This window comes from Peptacetobacter hominis (genome assembly GCF_006861675.1).
In the GTDB taxonomy this organism is placed as follows: domain Bacteria; phylum Bacillota; class Clostridia; order Peptostreptococcales; family Peptostreptococcaceae; genus Peptacetobacter; species Peptacetobacter hominis.
The window spans coordinates 227,345-239,589 of record NZ_SGJB01000001.1 but is presented as its reverse complement, the minus strand read 5'-3'; the positions used below and the strand labels follow the sequence as shown (position 1 = coordinate 239,589).

At 31.3% G+C, this 12,245-nt stretch carries 14 protein-coding genes and 1 pseudogene; 2 read left to right on the top strand and 13 right to left on the bottom strand.

The window, feature by feature from the left end; genetic code table 11:
• Positions 1 to 16: 16 nt before the first annotated feature.
• The 5 genes and pseudogenes from aroF to folE form a co-directional block, all read right to left on the bottom strand.
• Positions 17 to 790: a 3-deoxy-7-phosphoheptulonate synthase gene (gene aroF / locus EXD82_RS10610; protein ID WP_246081981.1), complete on the bottom strand. Its 774-nt coding sequence runs from the start codon at positions 788 to 790 to the stop codon at positions 17 to 19.
• 135 nt (positions 791 to 925) lie between these two features.
• A pseudogene (folK, locus tag EXD82_RS10605) lies at positions 926 to 1,309 on the bottom strand (2-amino-4-hydroxy-6-hydroxymethyldihydropteridine diphosphokinase); the annotation flags it as partial.
• A complete protein-coding gene (folB, locus tag EXD82_RS01120) occupies positions 1,302 to 1,667 on the bottom strand; it encodes a dihydroneopterin aldolase (protein ID WP_142535070.1) in 366 nt (121 codons plus the stop codon). The gene folB and the pseudogene folK, both read right to left, overlap by 8 nt.
• 18 nt (positions 1,668 to 1,685) lie before the next feature.
• Positions 1,686 to 2,474: a dihydropteroate synthase gene (gene folP / locus EXD82_RS01115; RefSeq protein ID WP_142535069.1), complete on the bottom strand. Its 789-nt coding sequence runs from the start codon at positions 2,472 to 2,474 to the stop codon at positions 1,686 to 1,688.
• 22 nt (positions 2,475 to 2,496) lie between these two features.
• The gene (gene folE / locus EXD82_RS01110; RefSeq protein WP_142535068.1) at positions 2,497 to 3,087 is read right to left on the bottom strand and encodes a GTP cyclohydrolase I FolE; all 591 of its coding nucleotides are present in this window, start codon (positions 3,085 to 3,087) and stop codon (positions 2,497 to 2,499) included.
• 74 nt (positions 3,088 to 3,161) lie between these two features.
• Between folE and EXD82_RS10585 the strand changes: the two genes are divergently transcribed.
• Positions 3,162 to 3,317, top strand: coding sequence for an IS3 family transposase (locus EXD82_RS10585; protein WP_142535104.1), 156 nt, complete (start codon positions 3,162 to 3,164; stop codon positions 3,315 to 3,317).
• A gap of 372 nt (positions 3,318 to 3,689) precedes the next feature.
• A complete protein-coding gene (locus EXD82_RS10580; protein ID WP_142535103.1) occupies positions 3,690 to 3,776 on the top strand; it encodes an IS3 family transposase in 87 nt (28 codons plus the stop codon).
• A gap of 139 nt (positions 3,777 to 3,915) precedes the next feature.
• Here EXD82_RS10580 and EXD82_RS01095 read toward each other — a convergent pair whose 3' ends face one another.
• From EXD82_RS01095 to EXD82_RS01060, 8 genes are all read right to left on the bottom strand, one after another.
• Entirely contained in the window at positions 3,916 to 4,578 is a 663-nt protein-coding gene (locus EXD82_RS01095) for a corrinoid protein (protein WP_142535067.1), read from the bottom strand.
• Positions 4,579 to 4,594: 16 nt separating this feature from the next.
• On the bottom strand, positions 4,595 to 5,452 hold the full coding sequence (locus EXD82_RS01090) for a uroporphyrinogen decarboxylase family protein (protein ID WP_142535066.1): 858 nt from the start codon (positions 5,450 to 5,452) through the stop codon (positions 4,595 to 4,597).
• 696 nt (positions 5,453 to 6,148) lie between these two features.
• Entirely contained in the window at positions 6,149 to 7,237 is a 1,089-nt protein-coding gene (locus EXD82_RS01085) for a uroporphyrinogen decarboxylase family protein (RefSeq protein WP_142535065.1), read from the bottom strand.
• 26 nt (positions 7,238 to 7,263) lie between these two features.
• Positions 7,264 to 8,190: an AEC family transporter gene (locus EXD82_RS01080; RefSeq protein ID WP_142535064.1), complete on the bottom strand. Its 927-nt coding sequence runs from the start codon at positions 8,188 to 8,190 to the stop codon at positions 7,264 to 7,266.
• 65 nt (positions 8,191 to 8,255) lie between these two features.
• On the bottom strand, positions 8,256 to 9,077 hold the full coding sequence (locus EXD82_RS01075; protein WP_142535063.1) for a MetQ/NlpA family ABC transporter substrate-binding protein: 822 nt from the start codon (positions 9,075 to 9,077) through the stop codon (positions 8,256 to 8,258).
• Between the two features lie 71 nt (positions 9,078 to 9,148).
• Positions 9,149 to 9,817, bottom strand: a complete 669-nt coding sequence (locus EXD82_RS01070; RefSeq protein WP_142535062.1) for a methionine ABC transporter permease — start codon at positions 9,815 to 9,817, stop codon at positions 9,149 to 9,151.
• The gene (locus EXD82_RS01065; RefSeq protein WP_330573676.1) at positions 9,804 to 10,814 is read right to left on the bottom strand and encodes a methionine ABC transporter ATP-binding protein; all 1,011 of its coding nucleotides are present in this window, start codon (positions 10,812 to 10,814) and stop codon (positions 9,804 to 9,806) included. The genes EXD82_RS01070 and EXD82_RS01065 overlap by 14 nt, the downstream gene beginning before the upstream one ends.
• A gap of 247 nt (positions 10,815 to 11,061) precedes the next feature.
• Positions 11,062 to 12,222: an MORN repeat-containing protein gene (locus EXD82_RS01060; RefSeq protein ID WP_142535061.1), complete on the bottom strand. Its 1,161-nt coding sequence runs from the start codon at positions 12,220 to 12,222 to the stop codon at positions 11,062 to 11,064.
• Positions 12,223 to 12,245: the final 23 nt, after the last annotated feature.

The window sequence follows — 12,245 nt, the reverse complement described above, 5'->3', positions numbered from 1 at the left end:
ATTGGAATTTCCTTTTTTAAAGATTAATTTTTCTTATTTTATCGATTTTTTTCATCATTTCATCAAACATATCAAATGTAAGCGACTGTTCTCCATCAGATAGAGCTTCCTCTGGTTCAGGATGTACTTCAGTCATTATTCCGTCTGCTCCGGCAACTATAGATGCAAGAGCCATTGGTTCTACAAGATTTCTTATACCGGTTGCATGACTTGGATCTGCAATTACAGGAAGACCTGTTTTTTCTTTGATTACTGGAATTGCAGATATATCCATTGTATTTCTGGTATAATCGCTGTATGTTCTTATACCTCTTTCACACATTATTATATTTTCATTTCCTTCTGCTGCTATATATTCAGCAGAACAAATCCATTCATTTATTGTAGCAGAAAGACCTCTTTTCAACATTACCGGTTTGTCCTGTTTACCGATTTCTTTCAGAAGTGAAAAATTCTGCATATTTCGAGAGCCTATCTGAAGTATATCTGCAGTTTCATATATCATATCTATGTCCCTTATATCCATAACCTCAGTTATTACAGGCATATCTGTTATCTCTCTTACTTTTTTAAGAATTTCAAGACCATCTTTTTTTAGTCCGGAAAACGACCTTGGCGATGTTCTAGGCTTAAAAGCTCCTCCTCTTAAAATATTTGCTCCGCTTCTTTTGACAGAGTTTGCCGTTTCAAGAAGTTGTTCATAGCTCTCTATAGCACAAGGGCCAGCGATTACTATATTATCCCTGCCAAATTCGATGACAGTTTTTCCAGAAGGCGAATGGATTCTGATTTTTTTCTGATTAATAAAAATATTATCTTCAGGCAGTTTGTACAATTTTATTCCGTTTTTGTCTTTTTCATCAAGTAATTCAAATGATTCTACTATATTCTTGCCTTCTACATTAATATCTTCATCGAGATCCATAAGAGGTTTAAGCACAAAACCTCTCTGATTTATATATGGATGTGGAACTTTTAGATTATCATCATTAATTTTCTCATCATTAAACAAGAGTACATCCACATCAATTGTTCTTGGCCCCCATTTTATTATTCTTTTTCTGTTCAGTTTTTCCTCTATACTTTGACACATACGAAGAACTTCCTGAGGATTCATATCTGTATATATACGTATACACATATTCAGAAAATCATTCTGTTCAGTATATCCCCATGCTTCCGTTTCATATATGTCGGATTTTTCAACAGAAAATACTCTTTCGTCATTTTCTATTATGTCGCATGCTCTACTAAGGTAGCCAAGTCTATTTCCCATATTGGTTCCAAGACCCAGATAAACCTTATTCATTTCTATCTCTCCTTATTTCAACTCCCATATAATTGAATATTCCTCTTACAGGAGCTTCCTTTTTTCTTATTTTTACAGATACAGAGTTTGCTCTTTCAAAATTTTCAAGTATATCTGAAGCTATATTTTCTGCAAGAGCCTCTATAAGATTATATCTTTTCTCCTCTGTATGCATTTTTACTAAATCATAAACATCAGCATAACTTATAGATTTGTTCATATCATCTGTCTTTCCAGCCTCTTTGGTATCAGTGTATATTTCTACATCCACAAAAAATTTCTGACCAAGAACCGCTTCTTCATCCAGAAGACCATGAAATCCATAAAATGCCATTCCATCAAGAATTATTTTATCCATAAATATCTCCTATCATATCTATCTGTATATTGCATCTGTCATCCTTGCCGCCATAAGATTTTCATGCACATCATGGACTCTCACGATATCAACTCCATCTCTTATTCCAAGTACTGTCGTTGCAATAGTGCCCTCAGTTCTCTCTTTAGGAGCTACATTCAGCGTATTTCCTATTACAGATTTTCTTGATGTTCCAAGAAGTATAGGATATCCAAGCTTTTTAAGTTCCCCAAGTCTTCTCAGCACCTCAAGATTCTGCTCATATGTTTTTCCAAAACCTATTCCCGGATCTACTACTATTTTATTTCTGTCTATCCCTGCACTTATAGCCTTTTCAATGCTTTTCTCTAGAAAGTCACATATTTCATCCATTATATCTTTATTGTATTCTGTTCCATTCTGATTATGCATAATGCATACCCATGCATCGTATTCTGCTATTACATTTGCCATATTTTCATCAGCAGTAAGTCCCCATACATCATTTATCATATCCGCACCATTTTTTAGAGACTCTTCAGCAACTGATGCCTTATATGTATCAACAGATACTGGTAAATTTATAGCACTTTTTATCTTTTTAAGGACCGGAATAACTCTTTTCAGTTCCTCATCTGCATCCACATATGAATGTCCCGGTCTGGTTGATTCTCCTCCAATGTCTATAATATCCGCTCCCTGGGCCTCCATTTCATACGCATGTTTCATTGCATTATCTATACATGAAAAATCTCCACCGTCAGAAAAACTGTCCGGTGTAACATTCAATATACCCATTATATATGTTCTTTTACCAAATTCAAACATTTCAACCTCCAGGATTTATATTTTATTTCATCATTATAAGGCTCATTGCTTCACTTTTTACAGCCATGTTTTTTTCAAAAACACCTCTTACAGCAGATGTAACAGTTTTTGAACCAGGTTTTTTTACACCTCTCATAGTCATACACATATGTTCAGCTTCTATAACCACCATTACTCCATATGGTTTAAGTTCACTCATTATTGTATCCGCTGTATCCTTTGCGATTCTTTCCTGAAGCTGAGGTCTTTTTGCTATTGTTTCGACTACCCTTGCAAGCTTTGAAAGACCTGTCAGTCTACCATCTTTTGGAATATATACAACATGTGCCTTTCCGAAGAATGGAACCAGATGATGTTCACAGCATGAATAAAATGGTATATCTTTTACAACTACCATTTCCTCGTATTTTTCCGATTCAAAGGTTACTTTTAGATGCTCTTTCGGATCCTGAAACATACCACAGAATATTTCTTCATACATTCTCGCCACCCTATCTGGAGTATTTATAAGTCCTTCTCTATCAGGATCTTCCCCTATTGCTTCGAGTATCTCTCTTACAGCTTTTTTTATTTTTTCTTTATCTACAGATTTTTTTACTTCTGTACAAGCCATTAAATCACATCCTTTGCAAATGTATATGTCCTCTCATATACGAAATACTATATACATTTCTACAAAACTTTTAAATATCCTTTTTTTATTTTTATAAAAAATTTTTATTCAAAATACTAGGATATCGTAGAATAACCTTGGAATTAAAAAACAGAAGATACTTAGTAAATCATAAGAAGGTTAAAAGACTTATGTCAATAATAGGCTATATGCAGAAACATCGAAAATGAAATACAAATCATACAATGGCAACATAAGTAAAGCTGTAAAAAACTATCTCTTGATAAGATTGTTAGCAGAGAAAATCACAGAACATATTATGAAAGAAACTTTATCTATCTCCAATTTTATATTTGCATAACAAGTAAATTGCGTCATTTAACATATCTATAATCCCTAATCTTAAACAGGTAAAAGATCTGCTTTGTAGTATTCACCAAATATGAGAACCTTGCCGAACTTAAACTACATTCTGAACAAGAATAGCAATATCAAATGGATGTATATAGAAAAATTATAGTATCCACCAATCTATATAGAGAAAAGAAAAATGTCTTGATAACTCTCATATAGAAAATTCATTTTGAAAAATAGAAAATTATATGTTCTATGGACATAAAAATACATTTAAAACATTAGAAGAATTGAAGGTATCTATAGAGGATTATATCAAACATTACAATACATAAAAAAATAACGGTAAAATTAAAAGGATCGACTCCTATTGAGTATAGGAATCAATCCTTGTCAATTGCTTAAAGGCAAATTGAAATTAGTATCCAAAAATTGGATTTACTTCATTTTTTAACAATCAATAGCTATTTAGTATTATTGATTTCTCTTTAGTTCATCAGCAAGCTCTTTTGCTTTTTTAGCAGCTTCTGCTGCATTACTTGTATATGCATCTGCTCCTATACGCTCCGCATAAGATCGTGATAAAGGACCTCCCCCTACCATTATTTTTACATAATCTCTAAGACCTTCTTCTTCAAGCGCATCTATTACCTTACTCATATTCGGCATTGTTGTCGTCATTAATGTTGACATACAAACTATTCCACTACCTAGTTCTCTTACTTTTTCTATGAATGATTCTACTGCAACATCTCTTCCAAGATCATATACTTTAAATCCAGCAGTTTCCATCATTATTTTTACAAGATTTTTTCCTATATCATGCGTATCTCCTTCAACAACACCGATTATTATATTACATTTTTCTTCGCTAGTATTCTGCTTAAGGTATGGTTTTAATTCCTCAAGACCATTATACATTGCATCAGAGCATATAAGAAGTTCCGGAACAAAATATTCTTCTTCTTCAAATAAATCTCCAGCTTTTTCCATACCTTTTGCAAGTCCATCTGTTATACCATCATATGCATCATACCCTGATTTAACATACTCTCTTGCTACATCAATAACATCCTCGTCCTCCATTTCAAGAACACATCTATCTAGCTCTGCTAATAATCTTTCTTTATTATCCATATATACCCTCCTAATTTTATTTCCATGATATAATTTCAACATAATTTCTATTACTATCCAATCTATTTAGACAATAGTGGCCTATTATATTGTTTTCCCCACTATCTATATATTTTTTTATAACTTCTCCATAATTACTTTTCTCATTATATGATTTTTTTGTTATATTACATTCATCAGAATCTATTATACTTTGTGTAAGCTTTCCACATATATGTATCACTATGTTAGGATATTTTTCTTTTATAGTCTGCATTATATCTTTAAATAGAGGCATATATATATCTTTAAACATTTTTTCACCTATAATTTCTATGTTGGCTATTGGGTCAGCATATGATATTATTTCCACTCCATTTTCAATCGCCATTGTCATATAATCTAAGGTCCATTTTTTTGCATTTGATAAAAGTTTTTCTTCTTTATCTTTTCTAATAGTAAGAAACATCTTACTCATAGGCATAAGTGCATTAAGCAATGTGAAAGGCCCCTCTACTCCATATATAATATGTTTTCCTTCAGATGATAGACTTTTCAAAACATCCATCATTACCGATAGCCTTTTGCAATCTTTATCCATGCTTTTGTAAAATAACTCTTCAATATCTTCTTTATTTTTATATTTTTCCTCTTTTATCCTTGCCCCATCTATAGATAATTTCACATCTGCTCCAAGCGATTCTGCAGCAATTGTACTACATAATGGCAATATTATCCAATCGTTGTATTCTGATTTCCTTGCTATATTGTATATATATTTTGCATTTTCATGTATCTGTTTAGGTTCGGTTTTTTCAATTCCAAGTTTTTTAATTATGTCTTCTACTATTTTAAAGTCTTCTCCGAATCTTACTGTACATACAAACCTTTCCATTTTCCTCCCCCCCAACTAAAGTCTTTTTATATAAGCTTTTATACTTTTTAGATATAGATAATTTTATATATGACATTTTCTCTATTTTTTCTAATGTACATAGAAATAATTTTTTATAATACTTTCTTATTTAATATACTTTTAACCATTATATCATTTATATATTTTTATTTTACAATTAGAATAATTTATTTATATTATTTTACTATCTTTTGAAAGACTTTTTATCTTTGCTATTATTCGATTTCTTACTTCTTACACATTAACTTATTACAATTATATATTCTCTACAAATTCCCTTTGGATACTATTTTCTATAACTTTTATTTATATTATTTATTATAGTTTATTTCTGTACTTTCTATAATATCTCTTATATCTCTCTCCTGGTATAAGGATATATTCATTTTGACAACGTGTTTTTCTTTGTGGGATTTAGTTTTTACATATTATATTTCTTTCATATTTTCTTTTGCAGTTTCCATAATTATTATTTTTATACTATCTATTATTGTTCTAGTTCCTAATCCACATATAATTTATATTATGCTTCAGTAAGTTTTGCCATTGGTTTTAAATCGATTTCTATAGTAATCATATTCATTACTTACCTAGACATATATGGTTATTGAAATACTTTTTTCTTTTAAGTTTCTCTCAAGAAACAATAGTTTTATTAATAATAATTTCTCCTTTTTATAAAAATTTTTCAATACCTTTACACATATGTCCTTTTTTAGCACCTTTTCCATATTTATAAGCTGCATTCATAAATGCTATAATATTTTCTTTAGGAGTACCTACTGGTGTTGTACATCCTGGACAAAGACCAAAACCTTTAGGTGAATCACTTGCCTGTTTTATACAGTTAAATATTTCATTTTCTATCATTTCAGGAGTACCATTTCGTAGTATATCAACAGGCGCTACGTTTCCACTTATTGAAATTTTATCTCCCAATCTAGTTTTTAGTTCTTTAAGACTTTCACAATTATCTACCCAAAATCCAGATATTCCCGTTTCTATGACATCATCCCATCTATCATTCGTTTTTCCACATATATGTATACTCGGTGCATTTTGAAATTTGTTCCACTCATCTACTACTTTTTTTATATACGGCTTCGCCCAACGTTCAAACTGCTTCTTACTTATAAGATTGGCAGAAGCTATTGGTTCCGATAAACTACTTGTTATTCCAACTTCATTATATATGTCTCTACCACAAGCTATAATACATTCGGTTGAATACTCCATAAGTTTTTTTATTTCATCGGGTTTCTTTATACAATCTTTCAAAAATTTATCTGTTCCCACAAGTGCACATGCTGTTGTAAGTGGTCCTGCCATACCAGTTCCTATTATTCTCTCTTTATCATATTTATCTTTTAACCTTTTAAAGGCTTCAATCATTATTGGTATTCTTCCATCTTTTTTTATATTAATTATATCCATATTGTCAATTTGACTATAATTTTTTATTACAGGATCTTCTATATACGCTACACTATCACTAGAATAATGCATCTTTGTTCCGATTGCTTCTGCTACCGTACGAAGTCCAAGCCCCATCCCCATATTATCAGCGCCAAAATCTTCTGCCATCCTAGATTCAACTTCAACCATAAGATCTGCCGAAAAATAATAGTCATGTATTGAAATTCCATAAAGTACAGGTATCGTTTCTCCTGCAGAAAGTGTAGTAGGTATTCTATCTACTTCCTTTCCTTTTCCATAAAGCGTTAATCTTTCTTTTGGAGTCATCTCGGTTTTTATAAGTTCCATATTAATACTTCCTTTCATGTATTTAATTAGCAAAATATCATTATAAACGGCAATGTCCGTATAGATAGAATTGTTGTCATCGCAAAGATTTCTGTTGCATATCCTGAATTTTTATTATACCTCATAGCAAATAATGTTCCGGTAACTCCAGCGGGACATGCTGTTGCTAATATTGCAACTTGTGAGATTACTTTGTTTATTGGTGTAAGTTTCAAAAGGATAAGTAGTACAAACGGTATAACAATCAGTCTAAGAGTACATATTAAATATAGCCTTCTATGTGACAATAATTTTAGAATGTTTTCTTGTGCTATATTGATACCCGCAACCATCATGGCAAGAGGTGTGTTTACAGCTGCAAACATTTCAAGAGGATCCATAACAAACTTTGGAAGTTTCCATTGCATCACAAAAAAAATCATTCCTATTACAATTGATATTATTGTAGGTGATTTGAAGGACAATAGTATTGATTTTATATCAGCTTTTCCTGACATTACAAGTACTGCGTGTGTCCATATAAGAAAGTTAGATACTGCTACAAATGCCGACATATAGAAAACTCCTTCACTTCCAAATATACCTTGTACAAGGGGTATCCCTATAAATCCACAGTTTGAATATATAAGTGCAACAAGTTCAACTGGTTTATTATAATCATTCTCTTTTAAGGAAGCTATCTGCGCTATTATTAAACTTATAAAAAAGCCTACAATAGATACTATTACGCATATGATAAATCCTCTTATTCTTTCTTCTGAAAAGTCTTGCTGTAATGATGTAAAAAGAAGTATAGGTGTAAATACCTGTAATACTAGCTCTGATAAACCTTTATTCTGTTCCTCATCTATTAAACCCCTTTTGTAACATATAAACCCTACAAAAGCCAAAACACACATTATCATTACTTTTTCAAGTGTTATTACTGCAAGTTCCATTTTTTCACCATCCACATATTTTTCTTCAATATGGAAAAAAGGGTAAATATTTTTACCCTTTTTATATCCTTATAATATTTTTATTCCCATGCTGGAACCTGTGTACCCTGCTTATCAGTTTTAAAATATTCGGCTAATTCATCACACTGAACAAGTTTTGCTAAATCTGCTGCCCACTGTGCGTCTTTATCTTCAGCTCTTACAACCATACCTACTGCATATGTATCATTATCTTTGCTTTCACATAAAGGATTATCTATTGATTTTCCTGCATTTACCATGTGGCCAGCTGCAAGACATATCGCATCACAATCGCTTATTGACTGTGGTAACACACTCATTTCAGCTTCTATAAATTTAAATTTGTGAGGGTTTTCTTTTATATCAAATTCCGTTGGAGATTCCACACTTTCATCTAATTTTATAAGACCTTCATCCTGTAACATGAATAATGCACGAGATTTGTTAGTTGCATCATTACAAAGTCCTATTGTCGCACCGTCTGGAAGTTCTTCTAGACTTTTCCATTTTTCAGAATACATTGCAAATAGAGGATAAAAAGTCTTTGGTTTTATCATGACTAAATCAGTTCCATTTGACTCATTATAACTTAATAAATAAGGTTCATGCTGATACCAGTTTATATCTATACTTCCTTCTGCTAAAGCAACATTTGGCTGAACGCTGTCATTGAATATTACAGCATCTAAATCATATCCACCATCAAGCGCCCGCTGACGTACTGATTCCACCTGATCAACCATATCAGATCTTACCCCTATTTTTATTGTTTTTACTTCAGACGTTTCTTTTTCTGAATCTGATGTTCCATTACTTGAGCATCCTACCATTAGAGATAAACTCATTAATGATGCAAGTAATATTGCTAGTAGTTTTTTCATTTTTTCCTCCTTTAATATTTGTCTATTTTATAGTGAAATTTTATATTAAACTAAAAATTAATTTTCATATTCTACTTTAATTTTCTGTACAATAAATCACTGCAATACTGTATAACAGCAACTAGTATGACAAGAATTATACAGATTGAATACATTATTTTCATATTGAAGTTTTGGTATCCATATGTAAGAGCTATTGCTCCAAGACCACCAGCCCCAACAATTCCAGCCATTGCAGTTGCATTCAAAAGATTTATTATTCCTAGACAAACTCCAGATATTATAGATGGTACTGCTTCACTAAGCATTATTTTAAATATAATTTGAAATTTTGATGCACCAAATGAATTTGCCGCTTCTATAAGCGCTGGGTCTACCTCTTTTAAGCTATTCTGAAATATTCTTCCCATGAAAGGAGTTGCCGCAACTGTTAGTGGTACAAGTGCTGCCTTTAATCCTATTGATGAGCCTGCTATCAAACGTGTAAGCGGAATTATTGAAATCATAAGTATTATAAATGGAAATGATCGCAAAATATTTACTATTATATCAAGTACTCTATTAAATATAGGCATTGGGCATAAATTTCCTTTTTCTGTTATGACAAGTAAAACACCAACGATAAAACCAAAAATAACAGATAATACACCTGAAATAACAGTCATTTTTACAGTATCTATAAACGCTGGTGCAATAAGCATATTAAATATGTCCATCATTGTATAATTAGTTAATGTCATTGTCTTCTACCTCACTTTTCTCTAATGATGAAACTATTTCTCTCCATTCATAATTTCTATCATTCAGATATTTAGTTATTGCAGGGAACTGTTCTTCTGTAACATTTATTATAACTGTTCCAAATTTGTCGTCACTATAGTTAAGTATCTGTCCATCAACTACAGAGAATGTCATATTTAAATCAGAAGACATTTTTGTTATAAGCATTCCATCAGATATATCATTCACATAATGAGCTATACTTATATTTCTTCCTATGTTCGGAAGTTTCGTACTTTCTTCACCAAGAAGATTCTGTAACGCCTTAGGTCTCTGAGCAAATATTTCTTTTGTCTCACCTTGTGCAGCAATTTCTCCATTCTCAAGAATAGATATTTTGTTGCAAGCATTTCTTACAACCTCCATCTGATGCGTTACTATTATTATTGTTATTCCTCTTTCTTTATTTATCTTTTTTAATAATTCAAGTATTGATAATGTTGTTTTTGGATCTAGTGCTGATGTTGCTTCATCACAAAGCAATACTTTCGAGTCCATACTTAATGCACGAGCAATAGCAACTCTTTGCTTCTGACCACCAGATAAGTTTCTTGGTTTAGCATCCATTTTGTCACTTAATCCTACAAGTTCAAGAAGTTCCTTGACTTTTCTGTCGATTTCATCTTTAGGATAATTCCAACATTGCATTGGTGTTGCAACATTCTGATATACTGTTTTTCTATTCAAAAGTGAAAATTGTTGAAAAATCATTCCCATTCCTCTTCTAAATTCTCTCATCTCATATGAAGAAAAATTCTTTACTTCTTTACCATCTACTGTAAGACTTCCCTCTTGATAATCAGTAAGTCCATTTATGCAACGTAATAGTGTTGATTTTCCAGCTCCACTTCTGCCTACCAACCCATAAATATCGCCATCTTCTATGGTAAGATTTATATTTTTCAAAACTTCTAGATTATCAAATTTCTTTTTTAATCCTGATATTTTTATCACCATTAATCCCCCTATAAATTCAGACTTTTAGACGTTTGTAAATACATGTAGTTTTTTACATATTACTTTTTTATAATATCATATTAATAAATTAATTTTCAATTGTGTTTTGTTGTATTTATTATAGTTTTTTTATATGATTTTGCTTTTATAAATAGATTTTTTATATATACACTTAATTTATAATAAATAATAAAAAAAGAGCTCTACAGATATAAACATAATTTTTCTGTAGAGCTCAACTATATTTTTATTTAAATATCTCATCAAATTTCATTCCAAATATTATAGGTTCATCATTTTCCCATGTTCCTTCATAAATTACATCATCTTCAAAATAGAAGGTTCCTTCACCATGTTTTCTTCCTTCAACAAAATCCCCTTCGTATCTTCTTCCGTCTCCCCAGAAAAATCTTCCTTTCCCGTGAATCTGGTTGTTTTTCCATGTACCGTCATACATAATCTGTCCATCAGAAGCATAGCATATTCCTCTTCCATTGAACTTTCCTCTTTTAAATTCTCCTATATATACTTCTCCTGTTTCCCACTGGTAGAATCCATATCCATTTTTTCTACTGTTTGTCCATTCTCCTATATATTCCGCACCATTTTTATAAAGCATTCTTCCTATTCCATTTGCCATTTCATTTCTGAAATTACCTATATATTCATCTCCATTTGAGAACATATATATTCCCTTTCCGTATCTTAAACCGTTTCTAAATTCGCCTATATACTCATTTTTCACTTCTCTATCAGAATGGAATATATAGTTTCCTACTCCCTGCATTCTATTATTTATCATCTTTCCTATATATATATCACCATTTGTGAACTTATATATTCTATCTACAGGTTTTACATTTTTGCTTTCAACATTAGGCATGCTGACATCTATTTCCATATCCATACCGTATTCTCTCTCATCTTCAAAATAGTAATCATCATCGTACTCTATATTTCCGTCAGCACTTTCTCTCATTGCTTCTAATATATCATCGTCAAACATCTCTTCATTATATTTTATATCGCCGGAAATATTTACATCGTCCTCAAATGAATCCTCATTATCGTTTAACAGTTCAAATGCCTTGTTTATATCCTCCTCATCAAGACCATAATCATCTTCAATCAGATTTTCTATATCACTATAATCAGTTTTATTCTCAGGTTCATACTGTTCTTCAGTATAAAATTCGGATTCTCTGAAATTTTCCATATCTTTTTCCATTTCATCTTCATACAATTTCCATTGCATTTCTATCTCATTTATTTCAAACTCTGTTGCATATACTTCGTTTTTTATAAGCTTTTCTTTTTTAGAATCAAATCCTTTTATTATTTTCTCAACCTTTTTTATCTCTGACACATATCTATTAAAAATATCTTTATATCTTCTAGGTAATTCCATTTCTGTCCCTCCGTTATCGGCAT